Annotated in this window: 13 protein-coding genes; 4 read left to right on the top strand and 9 right to left on the bottom strand. The window is 52.5% G+C overall.

All coding sequences use genetic code 11. From position 1 onward, the window contains the following. Positions 1 to 139: 139 nt before the first annotated feature. Together exuR and exuT are read right to left on the bottom strand one after the other, a co-directional pair. A complete protein-coding gene (gene exuR / locus A9587_RS06900) occupies positions 140 to 916 on the bottom strand; it encodes a transcriptional regulator ExuR (RefSeq protein WP_000406032.1) in 777 nt (258 codons plus the stop codon). A gap of 129 nt (positions 917 to 1,045) precedes the next feature. Beyond that, positions 1,046 to 2,344, bottom strand: coding sequence for a hexuronate transporter ExuT (exuT, locus tag A9587_RS06895; protein ID WP_001517135.1), 1,299 nt, complete (start codon positions 2,342 to 2,344; stop codon positions 1,046 to 1,048). Positions 2,345 to 2,826: 482 nt separating this feature from the next. Between exuT and uxaC the strand changes: the two genes are divergently transcribed. The 3 genes from uxaC to A9587_RS06880 all read left to right on the top strand — a co-directional run bounded on the left by uxaC (position 2,827) and on the right by A9587_RS06880 (position 6,375). Continuing rightward, positions 2,827 to 4,239: a glucuronate isomerase gene (uxaC, locus tag A9587_RS06890; protein WP_000187442.1), complete on the top strand. Its 1,413-nt coding sequence runs from the start codon at positions 2,827 to 2,829 to the stop codon at positions 4,237 to 4,239. Positions 4,240 to 4,253: 14 nt separating this feature from the next. Further along, on the top strand, positions 4,254 to 5,741 hold the full coding sequence (uxaA, locus tag A9587_RS06885) for an altronate dehydratase (RefSeq protein WP_001199399.1): 1,488 nt from the start codon (positions 4,254 to 4,256) through the stop codon (positions 5,739 to 5,741). Positions 5,742 to 5,823: 82 nt separating this feature from the next. Beyond that, a complete protein-coding gene (locus A9587_RS06880) occupies positions 5,824 to 6,375 on the top strand; it encodes a YgjV family protein (protein ID WP_001517134.1) in 552 nt (183 codons plus the stop codon). Positions 6,376 to 6,378: 3 nt separating this feature from the next. On the opposite strand, the gene sstT is transcribed toward A9587_RS06880, so the two are convergent. The 5 genes from sstT to A9587_RS06855 all read right to left on the bottom strand — a co-directional run bounded on the left by sstT (position 6,379) and on the right by A9587_RS06855 (position 11,765). Continuing rightward, positions 6,379 to 7,623: a serine/threonine transporter SstT gene (gene sstT / locus A9587_RS06875; RefSeq protein WP_000211634.1), complete on the bottom strand. Its 1,245-nt coding sequence runs from the start codon at positions 7,621 to 7,623 to the stop codon at positions 6,379 to 6,381. 557 nt (positions 7,624 to 8,180) lie between these two features. Further along, on the bottom strand, positions 8,181 to 9,146 hold the full coding sequence (gene alx, locus A9587_RS06870; protein ID WP_001098824.1) for a TerC family membrane protein Alx: 966 nt from the start codon (positions 9,144 to 9,146) through the stop codon (positions 8,181 to 8,183). A 282-nt stretch (positions 9,147 to 9,428) separates the two neighbouring features. Beyond that, positions 9,429 to 10,415, bottom strand: a complete 987-nt coding sequence (locus A9587_RS06865; RefSeq protein ID WP_001517133.1) for a Gfo/Idh/MocA family protein — start codon at positions 10,413 to 10,415, stop codon at positions 9,429 to 9,431. 78 nt (positions 10,416 to 10,493) lie between these two features. Next, on the bottom strand, positions 10,494 to 11,186 hold the full coding sequence (locus A9587_RS06860) for a SanA/YdcF family protein (RefSeq protein WP_000942580.1): 693 nt from the start codon (positions 11,184 to 11,186) through the stop codon (positions 10,494 to 10,496). 75 nt (positions 11,187 to 11,261) lie between these two features. Continuing rightward, the gene (locus A9587_RS06855; protein ID WP_001517132.1) at positions 11,262 to 11,765 is read right to left on the bottom strand and encodes a M48 metallopeptidase family protein; all 504 of its coding nucleotides are present in this window, start codon (positions 11,763 to 11,765) and stop codon (positions 11,262 to 11,264) included. A gap of 84 nt (positions 11,766 to 11,849) precedes the next feature. Here A9587_RS06855 and rlmG point away from each other — a divergent pair, with 84 nt between their 5' ends. Beyond that, positions 11,850 to 12,986, top strand: a complete 1,137-nt coding sequence (rlmG, locus tag A9587_RS06850; RefSeq protein WP_000018671.1) for a 23S rRNA (guanine(1835)-N(2))-methyltransferase RlmG — start codon at positions 11,850 to 11,852, stop codon at positions 12,984 to 12,986. 116 nt (positions 12,987 to 13,102) lie between these two features. Here rlmG and fadH read toward each other — a convergent pair whose 3' ends face one another. Further along, positions 13,103 to 15,121, bottom strand: coding sequence for an NADPH-dependent 2,4-dienoyl-CoA reductase (fadH, locus tag A9587_RS06845; protein WP_105263781.1), 2,019 nt, complete (start codon positions 15,119 to 15,121; stop codon positions 13,103 to 13,105). Positions 15,122 to 15,346: 225 nt separating this feature from the next. Then, positions 15,347 to 17,698, bottom strand: coding sequence for an alpha-glucosidase (ygjK, locus tag A9587_RS06840; RefSeq protein ID WP_105263782.1), 2,352 nt, complete (start codon positions 17,696 to 17,698; stop codon positions 15,347 to 15,349). Positions 17,699 to 17,700 lie beyond the last annotated feature (2 nt).

The raw sequence follows: 17,700 nt of genomic DNA, 5'->3' as shown, positions 1-17,700 counted from the left end.
CAAAATTACATGTCCGTGGGGTCTGATTTTGCTGATTGCAGGGGAGGGTGGCGAGAGGATTTACACAGGCTGACACTTTATACTTTTCGCTTACTGATAAAGCGCACAGGCACCTGGCAGCGCCTGTCAGAAGAGAGGGCTATTTATTGCTATTGGCAGCCGTATCCAGATGTACAACCGGGTTTTCAGCAAACAGGTAACGGTCAGCATTGAATTCGAAATCATCACTGGTTTCGTTAAATAACATAATTTTAGTGTTTTCCAGATGCTGCCACATTGCCAGTTTAGCGGCATGGGGATCTTTGCGAATCAGCGCTTTAAGGATTTGATCGTGGTCATCGCACCAGTTATCGACGGTACGAGAATCAATGTGTTCGTGGAGTTTTTTCCAGTACGGGTTATGGCTACGCTGGGTCCACATTTTCTCAACGATGGCTGCCAGCGCCGAGTTCTGCGTTGCCAGGGCTACCTGAATATGAAACTGCAAGTCCCACTCGGAATCGCGGAAGCATTGTTCGCCGCGTGCCTGCTCCTGGATGGCCATCAGTTTCATGATGTCCTGTTTAGTGACCTGGGTAGCGGCAAACTCAGCAATATTGCTTTCGATGAGCTGGCGTGCCTGGAGCAACTCAAACGGACCGTAATTAGCAAATTCCATATTATCGTCAGCCGCTTGCTGATGGCGAGGCTGGTTGGAAACCACATGAATACCTGAGCCTTTACGCACCTCTACATAGCCTTCTACTTCCAGCATGATGATGGCTTCACGAACCACGGTGCGGCTGACGTTTTTTTCATCGGCAATAAAACGTTCGGCGGGTAATTTATCACCCACCAGATAGACGCCCTGCTCGATGCGCTCTTTCAGGTCAGCAGCAAGTTGTTGGTACAAACGGCGTGGTTCAGAGATTTCCATATGCGCTCCAGGCATGATACAGCAGACTATATTTGTTATACCACTTTTGCGAGATTTGCTCTACTCGCAGTGATGAAAAAGCCGCCTGAAAAGGCGGCTTCGAAGGGAAACTAAAACTTATACTTTGCGTTAATGTTGCGGTGCGGGATCGTTATGTGTTTCCTGCGCCACCTCAATCGCTGGTTTGTTCTGCAATACCGTCCAGATAACCAGCGCGCCTAACAGGTCGAACACTGCCAGTACCGCGAACAGCGGGCTGAAGCCGATGGTGTCAGCCAGTGCACCCACAACCAGCGCAAACAGCGTACTTGCCAGCCATGCGGACATCCCGGTCAGACCGTTTGCCGTTGCCACTTCGTTACGACCGAACACGTCAGAAGAGAGCGTAATCAGCGCGCCAGACAGTGCCTGGTGAGCAAAACCACCGATACACAGCAGCATAATCGCTACATACGGGTTGGTGAACAGACCGATCATACCCGGGCCAATCATCAGTACCGCACCCAGCGTTACAACCATCTTACGGGACACGATCAGGTTCACACCAAACCAGCGCTGGAACAGCGGCGGCAGGTAACCACCGAGGATGCAACCGAGGTCAGCAAACAGCATCGGCATCCAGGCAAACATAGCGATCTCTTTCAGGTTAAAGCCGTAAACTTTAAACATGAACAGCGGGATCCACGCGTTGAAAGTACCCCAGGCGGGTTCCGCCAGGAAGCGCGGCAGTGCGATACCCCAGAACTGACGGTTACGCAGGATCTGACCAACGGACAGTTTTTTCGCCGTGCCAACCTGGTGCTGGGCTTCCTGACCATTAATAATGTAGTCGCGTTCTTCATCGGTCAGATGCTTCTGGTCGCGTGGATGCTTATAGAAAATCAGCCATGCCATCGCCCAGATAAAGCTCAATGCACCAGAGATGATAAATGCCATCTGCCAGCTATGCATTACGATTGCCCATACTACCAGCGGCGGTGCAATCATCGCGCCAATTGAAGAACCAACGTTAAAGTAACCTACTGCGATGGAACGCTCTTTCGCCGGGAACCATTCGGAGCTGGCTTTCAGACCCGCCGGGATCATTGCCGCTTCAGCAGCACCTACTGCACCACGAGCAATCGCCAGGCCGCCCCAGCTACCCGCCAGCGCGGTAGCGCCACAGAACACTGCCCACAACACGGCAAACATCGCGTAACCGATTTTTGTACCCAGAACATCCAGTACATAACCCGCTACCGGTTGCATGATCGTATAAGCAGCAGAATAGGCTGCGATGATGTAGGAATACTGTTGGGTGGAGATGTTTAACTCTTCCATCAGAGTTGGCGCAGCCGCCGCTACAGTGTTACGCGTCAGGTAGCCAAGCACGGTGCCGAGCGTCACCAGTGCGATCATGTACCAACGTAACCCTTTAATTTTACGCATGTAAAACCTCATCGTTTTGTTATATCCGCAGGAATCGCGGCCATCATCCCGCCAGAGGCTGAAGATGTTAGTTACGACCGGGTAACCGAAAAAAAACCGGCACGCCCCGAACGTTGCCATGAAAGTTTCGTGCTAATTCGGCTTCCGTACCGGTCAACCCGATTCATCTAACAAATGAATGAATCAGCAATTTGCATTCCGTCGACTTATGATTTGCGACGGCAGAAAGATAACTTGTCATACAACTTTAAAAGGTGAGAGCCATCACAAATGTGCGAATATTTGTAGGGACATTACTGGATAATGACGAGGCCAGAAATGGCGCGGCTTGCGGCGGTGTTTACCACTTTGAGAGTAATTTTTTTAACTACGTTTATTGATCTAACTCACGAAAATATCTTCTGGCTCTGGAAATTGGTGTGATAACTTTGTCAGCATCGCACCATAAGCAAGCTAGCTCACTCGTTGAGAGGAAGACGAAAATGACTCCGTTTATGACTGAAGATTTCCTGTTAGATACTGAATTTGCCCGCCGCCTGTATCACGACTACGCAAAAGACCAGCCGATTTTCGATTACCACTGTCATTTGCCGCCGCAGCAGATCGCAGAAGATTATCGCTTTAAGAATTTGTATGACATCTGGTTGAAAGGTGATCACTACAAATGGCGTGCAATGCGTACCAATGGCGTGGCTGAACGCTTGTGTACAGGTGATGCCTCTGACCGTGAGAAGTTTGATGCGTGGGCGGCGACCGTTCCACACACTATCGGCAACCCGTTATACCACTGGACGCATCTGGAACTGCGCCGTCCGTTTGGTATCACCGGTAAACTGCTGTCTCCGTCGACTGCCGATGAGATCTGGAACGAATGTAACGAATTGCTGGCGCAGGATAACTTCTCCGCGCGCGGCATCATGCAGCAGATGAACGTGAAAATGGTTGGCACCACCGACGATCCGATTGATTCTCTGGAACATCACGCAGAGATCGCCAAAGACGGTTCTTTCACCATTAAAGTGCTGCCGAGCTGGCGTCCGGATAAAGCCTTCAACATCGAACAGGCGACTTTTAACGACTATATGGCGAAGCTGGGCGAAGTTTCCGACACCGACATTCGCCGCTTTGCTGATCTGCAAACCGCCCTGACCAAACGTCTGGATCACTTCGCCGCTCACGGTTGTAAAGTGTCTGACCACGCGCTGGATGTGGTGATGTTTGCCGAAGCGAACGAAGCGGAACTGGATAGCATCCTGGCACGCCGTCTGGCTGGTGAAACTCTGAGTGAGCACGAAGTGGCACAGTTTAAAACTGCGGTACTGGTGTTCCTTGGTGCCGAATACGCACGTCGCGGTTGGGTGCAGCAGTACCACATTGGCGCACTGCGTAATAACAACCTGCGTCAGTTCAAACTGCTGGGGCCGGATGTAGGCTTCGACTCCATCAACGACCGTCCGATGGCGGAAGAACTGTCTAAGCTGCTGAGCAAACAGAACGAAGAAAACCTGCTGCCAAAAACCATTCTTTACTGCCTGAACCCGCGCGATAACGAAGTGCTGGGCACCATGATCGGTAACTTCCAGGGCGAAGGTATGCCGGGCAAAATGCAGTTCGGTTCCGGCTGGTGGTTTAACGACCAGAAAGACGGTATGGAACGTCAGATGACCCAACTGGCGCAGCTCGGTCTGCTGAGCCGCTTTGTCGGTATGCTGACTGACAGCCGTAGTTTCCTGTCATACACCCGTCACGAATACTTCCGCCGCATTCTGTGCCAGATGATCGGTCGCTGGGTGGAAGCAGGCGAAGCACCGGCGGATATCAACCTGCTGGGCGAGATGGTGAAAAATATTTGCTTTAACAATGCGCGTGACTACTTCGCCATTGAACTGAACTAAGGTCTGGGGTTGATATGCAATACATCAAGATCCATGCGCTGGATAACGTCGCGGTCGCTTTAGCGGATCTGGCTGAAGGCACAGAAGTCAGTGTCGATAGCCAGACTGTTACACTGCGTCAGGACGTCGCTCGTGGACATAAATTTGCGTTAACGGATATCGCAAAAGGAGCCAACGTCATTAAATATGGTCTGCCGATTGGTTATGCATTGGCGGATATTGCGGCGGGGGAACACGTTCACGCCCACAATACGCGCACGAATCTGAGCGATCTGGATCAGTATCGCTATCAACCTGATTTTCACGATCTGCCAGCACAAGCGGCAGATCGTGAAGTACAGATCTATCGTCGCGCTAACGGCGATGTCGGGGTGCGTAATGAGTTGTGGATCTTGCCGACCGTTGGCTGTGTCAATGGCATCGCGCGGCAGATCCAGAATCGTTTCCTGAAAGAAACTAACAACGCCGAAGGGACTGATGGTGTGTTCCTCTTCAGCCACACCTACGGCTGCTCGCAGTTGGGCGACGATCACATCAATACTCGTACTATGCTGCAAAACATGGTGCGCCATCCGAATGCGGGCGCAGTACTGGTGATTGGTCTGGGTTGTGAAAACAACCAGGTTGATGCTTTCCGCGAAACGCTGGGGGATATTGATCCTGAACGCGTTCATTTCATGATCTGCCAGCAGCAGGACGATGAAATCGAAGCCGGGATCGAACATCTGCATCAGTTGTATAACGTGATGCGCAACGACAAGCGCGAGCCGGGCAAACTCAGTGAACTGAAGTTTGGTCTGGAGTGCGGCGGTTCCGACGGTCTTTCTGGTATTACCGCTAACCCGATGCTGGGGCGTTTTTCTGACTACGTGATTGCTAATGGCGGTACTACCGTACTGACAGAAGTGCCGGAGATGTTCGGTGCAGAGCAGTTGCTGATGAGTCATTGCCGCGATGAAGCGACGTTTGAAAAACTGGTCACTATGGTTAACGACTTCAAACAGTACTTTATTGCCCATGACCAGCCGATCTACGAAAACCCATCACCGGGGAACAAAGCAGGCGGTATTACCACGCTGGAAGACAAATCACTTGGTTGTACTCAGAAAGCGGGTTCCAGTGAAGTGGTTGATGTGTTGCGTTACGGCGAACGTCTGAAAACGCCGGGACTGAACCTGTTAAGCGCGCCGGGTAACGATGCCGTGGCAACCAGCGCACTGGCGGGCGCAGGCTGCCATATGGTGTTGTTCAGTACTGGTCGCGGTACGCCGTATGGTGGTTTTGTTCCAACAGTGAAAATCGCCACCAACAGCGAACTGGCGGCGAAGAAAAAACACTGGATCGACTTTGACGCGGGTCAGTTGATCCACGGTAAAGCGATGCCGCAGTTGCTGGAAGAGTTTATCGACACCATCGTTGAGTTTGCCAACGGTAAGCAAACTTGCAACGAGCGTAACGACTTCCGCGAACTGGCGATCTTTAAAAGCGGCGTAACGTTATAAGATCGAAATGAGTTGTTAATAAAAAACGGCGTTTCATAATGTGAAGCGCCGTTTGCTTTTCCATACCTGCTAAGGATTTATCATGACCGCGTATTGGCTGGCCCAGGGCGTGGGTGTCATCGCCTTTCTGATTGGTATCACAACATTTTTCAACCGTGACGAACGTCGCTTCAAAAAGCAGCTTTCGGTCTATAGCGCCGTTATCGGCGTGCATTTCTTTCTCCTGGGCACCTATCCTGCCGGTGCCAGTGCCATCCTTAACGCCATCCGTACACTGATTACCCTACGCACGCGCAGCTTATGGGTGATGACAATCTTCATTGTGCTCACTGGCGGAATTGGCCTGGCGAAGTTCCATCATCCTGTTGAATTGCTGCCGGTTATTGGCACGATCGTCAGTACCTGGGCGCTGTTTCGCTGTAAAGGGCTGACTATGCGCTGCGTGATGTGGTTTTCAACGTGTTGCTGGGTGATTCACAACTTTTGGGCCGGGTCGATTGGTGGCACGATGATTGAAGGCAGTTTTCTGTTGATGAATGGCCTGAATATCATTCGTTTCTGGCGGATGCAGAAAAGGGGAATTGATCCGTTTAAAGTAGAGAAAACCCCTTCCGCCGTAGACGAAAGGGGTTAAGCATTAATTACGCAGGGCGCTATTTGCCAGACGCTCATCTTCCGCCTGGCATGCTGCCGCGGTGAACAGCACGTCAGTTGACGAGTTCAGCGCGGTTTCGCAGGAGTCCTGCAATACGCCGATAATAAAGCCGACGGCGACCACCTGCATGGCGATGTCGTTTGGGATACCGAACATATTACAGGCCAGCGGGATCAGCAGCAGAGAACCACCTGCTACGCCTGATGCGCCACAGGCACACAAAGAAGCAACCACGCTCAACAGCAGCGCCGTGGGCAGATCCACCGGAATACCCAGCGTATTGACCGCTGCCAGCGTCAATACCGTAATGGTGATCGCCGCGCCCGCCATATTGATGGTTGCTCCCAGCGGAATAGAAACGGAATAGGTATCACGATCCAGATTCAGCTTTTCGCACAGCGCCATATTCACCGGAATATTCGCCGCAGAGCTACGGGTGAAGAAGGCGTACACGCCGCTTTCACGTAGGCACAGCAGTACCAGCGGGAACGGATTACGACGAATTTTCCACCATACCAGCAGTGGATTAACCACCAGCGCCACCAACAGCATACAGCCAACCAGCACCGCGAGCAGTTGCGCATAACCCCACAACGTGTCGAACCCTGTGGTTGCCAGCGTAGAAGAAACCAGGCCAAAAATACCGATCGGCGCGAAGCGAATCACCAGCTTCACCATAAAGGTGACGGCATTCGACATATCGTTGACCAGGTTTTTGGTGGTCTCGTTACCATGACGCAGGGCAAAACCGAGGCCAATCGCCCACACCAGAATCCCGATGTAATTACCTTTTAGCAGGGCGTCGATAGGGTTGGAAACCATACTCATCAGCAACCCGCGCATGACCTCAATAATGCCTGACGGGGGGGTAATATCCCCCGCACTGCTGGATAAATGCAGAGTAGAAGGGAAGGCGAAGCTGAAGACAACTGCGGCCAGTGCAGCGGAGAAAGTACCCAGCAAATAGAGAAACAGAATAGGGCGGATATTGGTTTTTTGTCCGTGCTGGTGGTTAGCGATGGAAGCCATTACCAGCATCAGCACCAGGATTGGCGCTACAGCTTTCAGCGCGCCGACGAACAGGGTGCCTAACAGGCCGACAGCTTCAGCCGCCGGTTTTGAGATCCATGCCAGGAGAATCCCCAGAACAAGGCCGACCAGGATTTGTTTTACCAGGCTGCCATGAGCCAGACGCCGGAATATCCCCGGTGAACGTTGCGTAGTCATTTTTCGATCCTTTCGTTGTGTTGTCGCACATCCCTGGTGCGTTCTGTCGACGCATCTTTCAGGATGTAACAAAGTATTTGCAAGGTTGAGTATAAGGAAAGTTGTGGGTTCGGGAAGCTAAAAATACTGGATTTTAAAGAGAGGTCATGTTTTGCAACTTAATTGTTACATTTATTTGACATAAACAGAGGGAAGGACTGACTACTAAGGCTGATTAGATAACATATGGGCAAAACTATTTGGAGTATGAGAACGGTTGCGCTCCTTTAATGTGCAATGCCATATAAAGTCACTGGCGCAGGGAGCGCGCAGGGGGCGGCCAATCGCCGCTGCCCCCTGCACCCCGGGCTCTGGCGAACAAAATCGCCGCCGCGCGGTTCCCTCAGCTTATCCCTTGCGGCTATCGGGTACGGGCGCGAGGTAACATCCCTGTAAAACGCGCCCTCGCCGCGCATCCCTGCGGTCTTTTTGTAACGAGCTATAAGTCGATTACATAATTAATAGCTCATCTTTGTCTGGAATGAGTTATCTCCAGTAATGGCTTAATATACAGCGAATTACTCTACCCGCTGCTTATCATGCTGATAATTCACCCACGCGTTGATAATAAACGTCGTCACCAGAATGCCAAACACCACGCCCAGCGAGACGGCGATCGGAATATGGTAGAAATCGACAATCAGCATCTTGATACCAATAAACACCAGAATCACCGCCAGGCCATATTTGAGCATCGAGAAACGCTCCGCCACGCCCGCCAGCAGGAAATACATCGCACGCAGGCCGAGTATCGCAAACAGGTTTGAGGTCAGCACAATGAACGGATCGGTGGTGACGGCGAAGATTGCCGGAATGCTATCCACGGCGAAAATCACGTCGCTTAACTCCACCAGAATCAACACCAGCATCAGCGGCGTGGCATACAGCAAGCCATTCTTACGCACAAAGAAGTGCTCGTTGTCGATGGTGTCGGTCATGCGCAAATGACCCCGCAGCCAGCGTACCAGCGGCTTGTCGCCAATCCCTGATTCGTCTTCATGGGCCAATGCCATCTTCACGCCAGTAAACAGCAGGAATGCGCCAAAGATATACAGGATCCAGTCGAACTGCGAAATCAGCCAGCTACCGGTGAAGATCATGATAGTACGCAGGACAATCGCCCCGAGCACGCCATACACCAGCACGCGGCGTTGTAATGCCGCCGGAACAGAGAAATAGCTGAACAACATCAGCCAGACAAAGACGTTATCAACCGCCAGAGATTTCTCAATCAGATAACCAGTGAGGAAGGCCAGCGCCTGCGGGTCCGCGACTTCGCGTCCCTGTGTCTGCGCCAGATACCACCAGAAAGCGGCGTTAAACAGTAACGACAGCGTCACCCAAACCAGTGACCAGGCTGCAGCCTGTTTCATGGTCATAGCGTGCGCACCCCGACGCCCCTGCAACAACAGGTCGATAGCCAGCATAACAGCGACAACGACAGCGAATCCGCCCCATAACAACGGCGTGCCGACAGTATTCATAGAAGTTCCTTACACATAAAAAAACGGCCAACGTCGGAAGACGTCAGCCGCTGCTTTTTATGCATAGACCTCGCCTTCCGGCAAGGTCTCACTTACAACAAAAAAGGAATACGTCTGCGTATTCCTTTCGGGTTGCCCGGTGACCGGATGTGGTTTTTCACACATCGTAATGACGATCGACCGGCAATGAAGTTACTCCCCTTTGCAGGTAACAAAGTATGACAGACCATTCATCCAGTCAATGGTCTGTTACATGCCTTTTACACTGCTTTACGGTAACAATTATTGCTTTACGCTATCTGCCGGAAAAATCACCCCGGTCTGGCGGCGGATCTCGGTCAGCAGTTTGGCGGTGATACGACTGACTGCCAGACCCGGATGATCTACCAGATGCTCATCCACCAGAGTGGCGAACAGCTCTGCTTCGTAGAGCATGGTATTAATATGCTGCGGCAAGGTGAGATCCTGCATCTGGCTGCCACGCGGTACAAAACAGACTTTCTGGCACTCGGAAAGTTTTTCAATTACCAGTGATCCCGCTTCGCCCTGAATCTCGCTTGCCAGTACAGAATCGCTGACTTTGGAGTGCTGCAACGTAACGCTGAAATCACCGTAATCCATCACCACCACGCCGTGGGCATCCACGCCGCTTGCCAGCAAACTGGCGGTTGCCTGCACGCTTTTCGGCTCACCAAATAACGCCACTGCTGACGCCAGGCAGTAAAAGCCGATATCCATGATCGAGCCGTTAGAGAACGCCGGATTAAAGGTATTGGGATTCTCGCCGTCGAGATAACGTTGATAACGCGAAGAGTACTGGCAGTAGTTAAAAAAGACTTTACGCAATTTGCCGACTTTCGGCAGCGCCTGGCGTAACAAATGAAAGTTAGGCAGGCTGGCCGTTTTAAATGCTTCAAACAGCACCACCTGATTTTCCCGCGCGCAGGCAATAGCGGCATCCACTTCCGCCAGATTCGACGCCAGCGGTTTCTCGCAAATTACATGCATTTTGTGACTGAGGAAAAGCTGCGTCTGGGAAAAATGCAGGGCATTCGGGCTGGCAATATACACCGCGTCAATGGCATCGCTTTCCGCCATCGCTTCCAGCGAAGTGAACAGATGCTCGACAGAAAAATCATTGGCGAAGTGCTGGGCCTGTTCAAGGCTGCGGGAATAGACGGCGGTTAACTTGTATTTGCCGCTCTCATGGGCGGCCTCGACGAACTGGCGGGTGATCCAGTTCGTGCCAATCACGGCGAAACGTATCATAACGCGTGGTTACTCCATAAAGGGATTCTGTCGTCAATGTAGCACGCCTTTTTCATCTTCGGCGTGCGTGGATACGCATTATTTCTGCGCCGGACAGCCATGTTCGCTAAATGGCCCAATCATGACCGACGGCCCGAGATATTTCGGCTGGCGATGGAGGATTTTGGCGTCAATCACCGCGCTGACGCGAGCGAGTTTTTCCCGCAGTTGAGTATAAAAACCCTGTTTCATATTCAGGTCAGGGGCATTAAAACCGATAGCATCGATGCCGTACTGTTTTGCCAGCCAGATGGCGCGTTGGTTATGAAATTTTTGCGAAATAATGGTGATATGGTTCTCACCAAACACTTTATTGGCGCGCACCACCGAATCAAGCGTTGAGAATCCGGCATAATCGCAGAAGATGACTTTCGCCGGTACGCCTTTAGCGATGAGCGCCCGCTGCATTCCTGACGCTTCATCGTAATTTTTTCGTCCGTTATCGCCACTGACCAACAGCCACTTCACTTTTCCGGCGTGGTACAACTCTGCGGCGCTATCAATACGTCGGGTAAAGTAGCGATTACCCGGCTTTGCTCCCAGCAATAACCCCACGTTACGTACCGGAACTGCGTTGACATCGCTCCATGTTAGTTGCTGGCTGGCGTTGACCATCGCCCGATCGCTGATAAAAACCGTCGCGCCTGCTACAAGCAACAGTAAACAGGCAATCTTAAGAATCCGGCGGGAAAAACAAACGCGACGAAGAAGGCGGAAAAATGCGCGCAGCATGGTCGTTATCCTTAACGAAAGAGGGACGTCGATTTTAGGCGTTAATGGGAGAAAATATAACGCCTGAATCCATTTTCAGATTTTGCCCCGGCCAAGCGACAGTTGCGTCAACCACAGGCGAGTGTCGAACTCAAGCTGGTGGTACTGTGGTTCCATATGACAGCACAACTGGTAGAACGCTTTGTTGTGCTCCTTCTCTTTCAGATGCGCCAGTTCATGCACCACGATCATGCGCAAAAACGGTTCCGGCGCGTTGCGAAACACGGTAGCAACGCGAATTTCAGCCTTCGCTTTCAGCTTGCCGCCCTGCACGCGGGAAACAGCAGTATGTAATCCCAGCGCGTTTTTCAGCACGTGGATCTTATTGTCATACATCACTTTATTGATCGGCGGGGCATTACGCAGAAACTGATTTTTCAGATCCTGAGTGTATTGCCAGAGGGCTTTATCGGTGGAGTAGTCGTGCGTTCCCGGATAGCGTTTTGCCAGCACATCACCCAGACGCTGTTCATTAATTAGCGTGCGCACCTGGGAAAGTAGCTGCTCGGGATAGCCCTGAAGATAAGTAAGATTGCTCATAACTGCCCATGAAAAAGAGAAAAAGGGTATACTCACGCACCCTTTTCAGGGGCAACGTCGAAATTTTATCATTCAGGAGGGCCGATGAGCCACTTAGACAACGGTTTCCGTTCACTGACACTACAACGTTTTCCGGCGACGGATGACGTTAACCCGCTACAGGCGTGGGAAGCGGCGGATGAATATTTGCTGCAACAGTTGGACGACACAGAAATCCGCGGCCCGGTGTTAATCCTGAATGATGCTTTTGGTGCGTTAAGCTGCGCGCTGGCGGAACATAAACCGTACAGTATTGGTGATTCGTATATCAGCGAGCTGGCAACGCGCGAGAATTTGCGTCTCAACGGGATTGATGAGTCGAGCGTGAAGTTTCTCGACAGCACTGCCGACTACCCGCAACAGCCGGGCGTGGTGTTGATCAAAGTGCCGAAAACGCTGGCGTTGCTGGAACAACAACTGCGTGCGCTGCGCAAAGTGGTCACGCCGGATACACGTATTATTGCTGGCGCTAAAGCCCGCGACATTCACACTTCCACGCTGGAACTGTTCGAAAAAGTGCTCGGCCCAACCACCACCACGCTGGCATGGAAAAAAGCGCGACTGATTAACTGTACCTTCAATGAACCGCCGCTGGCTGATGCACCGCAGACCGTTAGCTGGAAACTGGAAGGCACCGACTGGACTATCCACAACCATGCGAATGTCTTCTCCCGCACCGGGCTGGATATTGGCGCGCGTTTTTTTATGCAGCATCTGCCGGAAAATCTTGAAGGGGAGATTGTCGATCTCGGCTGTGGTAATGGCGTCATTGGTCTGACGCTGCTTGATAAAAACCCGCAGGCGAAAGTGGTGTTTGTCGATGAATCACCGATGGCAGTTGCTTCCAGCCGATTGAACGTAGAAACCAACATGCCTGAAGCGCTGGATCGCTGCGAGTTTATGATCAACAACGCACTTTCTGGCGTAGAGCCTTTTCGCTTTAATGCTGTGCTCTGCAACCCGCCGTTTCACCAGCAACATGCGCTGACCGATAACGTTGCCTGGGAGATGTTCCACCACGCCCGCCGCTGCCTGAAAATCAACGGTGAGCTGTATATCGTTGCCAACCGCCATCTGGATTACTTTCACAAACTGAAGAAGATTTTTGGCAATTGCACCACTATCGCGACGAATAATAAATTTGTGGTGCTGAAGGCAGTGAAACTGGGGCGTCGTCGATAAGGTTGGGAGCTACCTGCCGGATGCGGCGTAAACGCTTATCCGGCTTACATTCAGCACGTTACCCCGAGGCCGGATAAGACGCGTCAAGCGTCGCATCCGGCACTTCAAAGAACGATTTAAATCTCCAGCGCAAGCCGCGTCCCCTGAGCTATCGCTCGCCGCGCGTCCAGTTCCATTGCCACATCGCAGCCGCCAATTAAATGCACGGTTTTCCCGCTATCAATGAGCGGTTGTGCCAGTGCGCGGTTTGGCTCTTGCCCTGCACAGATCACCACATGATCTACTGCGAATACCTGCGTTTCACCGTTGATCACCACATGCAGTCCGTCATCATCGATCTTCTGATAACTTACGCCTGGGATCATTTTCACGCCGCGCGAGAGCAGGGTGGTGCGATGGATCCAACCGGTGGTTTTACCCAATCCCTGACCTGGTTTGCTGGCTTTACGTTGGAGCATTACGATTTGTCGTGGGCTACGGGGGATCTGTATACCTTGCGAACTTAAGCCACCAGCTTGTTGCAGGCTGCTGTCGATCCCCCATTCTGTGCAGAATTCAGCGATATTCTGGCTGGTGGATTCGCCTGGCTGACTCAAATACATTGCCGTATCAAAACCAATACCGCCACAACCGATGATGGCGACTTTGTTGCCCACTGGCGCTTTGTCGCGCAGTACATCGAGGTAACTCAGTACTTTCGGATGATCGATCCCGTCGATGGGCGGAATACGCGGCACGATCCCGCTGGCAAGGATCGTTTCATCGAACGCCTGTAATTGATCCGCCGTCACGGTGTGATTGAGTTTCAGCGTCACGCCCGTCACTTCGATCATCCGGCGGTAGTAACGCAGTGTTTCGTAGAACTCCTCTTTACCGGGGATCTGTTTGGCAATGTTGAACTGCCCACCGATCTCGCCGTGAGTATCAAACAGCGTTACCTGATGTCCACGTGCTGCTGCGTTAATGGCAAACGCCAGCCCCGCCGGACCTGTACCGACCACCGCCAGATTTTTTTTCTGCATAGCAGGAAGGATTGGCATTTTGGTTTCATGGCAGGCGCGAGGATTGACCAGACACGAAGTCACTTTGCCGACGAAGATCTGATCCAGACAGGCCTGGTTACAGCCAATACAGGTGTTGATCTCATCAGCTCTCCCCGATTGCGCTTTTGACAGCAGCTCGGCATCAGCCAGAAACGGTCGCGCCATCGACACCATGTCCGCATCGCCACGCGAGAGGATATCGTCGGCAACCTGCGGATCGTTAATTCGGTTGGTTGTCACCAGCGGCAGTGATACATGGCCTTTCAGTTTGCGCGTGACCCAACTGAATGCGCCGCGCGGCACGGGGGTGGCGATGGTCGGAATCCGCGCTTCATGCCAGCCAATGCCGGTATTGATAATGGTTGCGCCAGCCGTTTCAATGGCCTGCGCCAGTTGTACCGTTTCGGTAAAAGTGCTGCCGCCTTCTACCAGATCGAGCATCGACAGACGGTAGATAATAATGAAATCGTTGCCGACGCGTTCGCGCACTGCACGTACCACTTCAACGGCAAACCGCATCCGGTTAGGGTAATCACCACCCCACTGATCGCTACGCTGGTTGGTGCGCAGAGTCAGAAATTCGTTGATCAAATACCCTTCGGAACCCATAACTTCTACGCCATCGTATCCGGCCTCCCGCGCCAGTTGCGCACAGCGGGCGAAATCGTTGATCAGTTGCAGGATCTCTTCATGGCTTAACTCATGAGGAACGAAACGGTTGATGGGAGCCTGCAATGCGGACGGGGCGACCAGATGCGGCTGGTAACTGTAGCGCCCGGTATGCAAAATTTGCAGGGCGATTTTGCCGCCTTCCTGATGTACCGCTTCGGTAATAATGCGATGGTGTGGGATCTGACTGGCGTCGTTGAGCATTGCGCCGCCTTCCATGCCAACGCCCGTTAAATCTGGTGCGATACCGCCGCTGACAATCAGCGCCACGCCGTGGCGGGCGCGTTCGGCATAAAACGCCGCCAGCCGCTCAGCGCCATCCGGGTATTCCTCCAGCCCGGTGTGCATTGACCCCATCAGTACGCGGTTTTTTAACGTGGTGAAGCCTAAATCAAGCGGGGCGAACAGCGACGGGTAGCTCATAAGATTGTCCAGTATGTAAAATAATTGTTGTGTGGTCGGATGAGTTCTAATTTAGCCGTCGCCGGAGAAAAGGGAAAAGGGGAATGCGTGGTTTGTGATGGGATTCAAAAAGAATACGCCCGGTGGTAATGCCGGATGCGACGCTTGCCGCGTCTTATCCGGCCTACGGGGACGTACATGTAGGGCGGATAAGGCGTTCACGCCGCATCCGCCAGCCGTTGTAAATTACTGCTTACGGAAAAAATCGTTATACAACATATACAAATGCGCTGCGCTCCAGGAGAAATTTGGGGCACCTTGCTGTGCGCCGGTCAGCGGGTTGTAATTTTCCTGAATCGGGCCGTCGGCGGTTAACCCTTTGGCGTGCCGGAAGAACGTATCCGCCAGTTTCAGGGCATCATCGCGATAACCGTAACGCTCCATACCTTTCAGAGCAAACCAGAACTGATCCACCCATACGCGCCCGCGCCAGTAGATATCCGCGCCAAAGGCCGGATTGGTTAACGCTGCCGTTCCCAGTGGGACAAAGGTGTTGAACTCTTTGGTGTCCAGCATCACCTTCACCACCGCGTCGGCATTGGCCTGCGTTGCTGCACCATTAAACAGCGGCGACCAGCCTTCCGGCCCTTTACCGCGCTCGACAATCGGCTTGCCCGCGCAGCCGTTCGCTAACGGTTTATCTTCAATGCGTATGTCATAGTAGAACTGTGTGGCCGGGTCGAACATACAAGTATTGATGTAATCTGCGAGCTGTACTGCCAACTGGCGATAACGTTTGGCTTCTTCGGGTTTGCCGAGGATTTTCGCCATCTCGGCCAGATAATGATTATCGCTGTACATATAGCTGGCCTGATCCACCGATTCCTGTAACAACGAGTAGCCCAGCAACGTCCCGTCCTGACTGCGGTTTTCAGCGAATTTCACCGTCCAGTCACTACGTTTGCCGCCGTTAGCGACATATTTATCCAATTGTTCTTTGTCGATAAAACCAAAGACGGCTGCATCATCACGACCCGATTCCCACGACGCGGCAACCTGCGCCGGAATTTCCAGGCTGTCGTACTGGCCTTTCTCAACTACCCGGGCGTAATTGTTCAGCCCGGACTGCGTCTCTTCTTTGTCGCCTTTTTTCACTGTAAACAGCATCTCGCCATTCTCAGTATTGTGGGCTTTATCGCGGGTTGCGCCATATTCCGGTACGCCGTTGCCGTTATGATCGCGGTTACGTAACCACCAATCGTGATAGGCCACCAGTTTCGGGTACATCTCTGCCAACCAGCCTTTATCCTGGGTGACGTTGTACACTTCCATCACCGACCAGGCGGCAAGACTGGGTTTGGTATTACGTTCATTCCAGTTGCCGCCATCGCCGCCACGCTCGGGGCTAAGGTTCCACGCAATCAGGTCCGGCACAAATCCCACATCCTGCGGACGCACGGCGTCGCCAGGTTGGATCTGCCAGGAGAAGACCGCGCGGATATTCTCTTTGGCGATGTCCGGATTGAAATGCGCCATCGCAAACGCCTGCTTCCAGGTATCCCACGGCCAGGTCTGATTGCCGGAGAACCAACGCCCGGTTACCGACGGCGTGACGGTGTTATATTTCACCGCACCGCCCGGCGAACGCCAGTTGCCGTTGAGGGTTTCGATCGCTTTCACCGCGACGCGCGTCTGCTCCAGCGTCGCATCCGGATTGGTTAACCCTTTCTTCAGGTACTCTTCCCAGCGTCGCTGCGAGGCGGTGAGATAAAACGCCGGACGCGCCAGAATATCGCGGATTTGCATCTGTTCTTTGCTGACTTCCTGGGCGGTCAGCAGATGGGAATAGGTGGTATAGAGTGTCGTCGAACCGTTGATATGCGCCTTACTGGTAAAGCGATTACCGTTGATTTCAGTCTGCATCGGTAATGATTTATGCACCTGATATTCCGATTCGCCGGAGGTCAGCAGATCCCAGGTGGCGCGCACTTTGCCAAAGGTAACTTTCAGGCCATCACGGGTGGCGCTGATCTTGCGTTGATAATCAGGGTACTCGCCAGTAATGGTTTTATCAGAAAGCGGTTTCCCTTCTTTCGCTTCCAGTTTTTCCAGCAGCTCGCCGTCCCACACCAGATCCAGCGGTTTATCGCTGGTGATTTTGGTTTCCAGTAGTGACGTGCGCGGCGTGGCGAAGCGCAGAGTCATTTCTATCTGCACATCTTTTGCTGTCAGCTTTTGCACCAGCGCACCGGGAATACTGTATGCCTCCAGTGTGAAGTCGACTTTTTGGCCGTCCTGCCAGACAGTCAGGCGGTCGAAATTGGTGGCCATAAAGTTGATGTACTCTTCCGTTAGCAGTGCAACGCCCGGAAAGCCACCCATGGTGTTCGGGCCGTCAGGCAACAGGTGGCCATGCCAGGCACCGAGATCGAAAAATGGGTTAAAACGCTGGTGGTCGTCGTAATCGTAATCCTTCATGTACTGCGGCGCGCCGGTACGGTTAATCACGTTTTTATAATTGTCGGCGTTAGCGGCATGGGCGGAAAAGCTCATCAGCAGGGTGCAGGCTACTGGCGTTAAAATGGTTTTGATTTTCATGA

This window comes from Escherichia sp. MOD1-EC6162 (assembly GCF_002965125.1).
GTDB lineage: Bacteria > Pseudomonadota > Gammaproteobacteria > Enterobacterales > Enterobacteriaceae > Escherichia > Escherichia marmotae.
Note: the sequence above shows the minus strand (reverse complement) of the source record. Positions and strands in the feature narration are given on the sequence as shown.

What these genes read in the sequence shown, in the direction of transcription:
- exuR (WP_000406032.1), bottom strand. Translation starts at nt 916, where the DNA reads ATGGAAATCTCTGAACCACGCCGTTTGTACCAACAACTTGCTGCTGAC.
- exuT (WP_001517135.1), bottom strand. Translation starts at nt 2,344, where the DNA reads ATGCGTAAAATTAAAGGGTTACGTTGGTACATGATCGCACTGGTGACG.
- uxaC (WP_000187442.1), top strand. Translation starts at nt 2,827, where the DNA reads ATGACTCCGTTTATGACTGAAGATTTCCTGTTAGATACTGAATTTGCC.
- uxaA (WP_001199399.1), top strand. Translation starts at nt 4,254, where the DNA reads ATGCAATACATCAAGATCCATGCGCTGGATAACGTCGCGGTCGCTTTA.
- A9587_RS06880 (WP_001517134.1), top strand. Translation starts at nt 5,824, where the DNA reads ATGACCGCGTATTGGCTGGCCCAGGGCGTGGGTGTCATCGCCTTTCTG.
- sstT (WP_000211634.1), bottom strand. Translation starts at nt 7,623, where the DNA reads ATGACTACGCAACGTTCACCGGGGATATTCCGGCGTCTGGCTCATGGC.
- alx (WP_001098824.1), bottom strand. Translation starts at nt 9,146, where the DNA reads ATGAATACTGTCGGCACGCCGTTGTTATGGGGCGGATTCGCTGTCGTT.
- A9587_RS06865 (WP_001517133.1), bottom strand. Translation starts at nt 10,415, where the DNA reads ATGATACGTTTCGCCGTGATTGGCACGAACTGGATCACCCGCCAGTTC.
- A9587_RS06860 (WP_000942580.1), bottom strand. Translation starts at nt 11,186, where the DNA reads ATGCTGCGCGCATTTTTCCGCCTTCTTCGTCGCGTTTGTTTTTCCCGC.
- A9587_RS06855 (WP_001517132.1), bottom strand. Translation starts at nt 11,765, where the DNA reads ATGAGCAATCTTACTTATCTTCAGGGCTATCCCGAGCAGCTACTTTCC.
- rlmG (WP_000018671.1), top strand. Translation starts at nt 11,850, where the DNA reads ATGAGCCACTTAGACAACGGTTTCCGTTCACTGACACTACAACGTTTT.
- fadH (WP_105263781.1), bottom strand. Translation starts at nt 15,121, where the DNA reads ATGAGCTACCCGTCGCTGTTCGCCCCGCTTGATTTAGGCTTCACCACG.
- ygjK (WP_105263782.1), bottom strand. Translation starts at nt 17,698, where the DNA reads ATGAAAATCAAAACCATTTTAACGCCAGTAGCCTGCACCCTGCTGATG.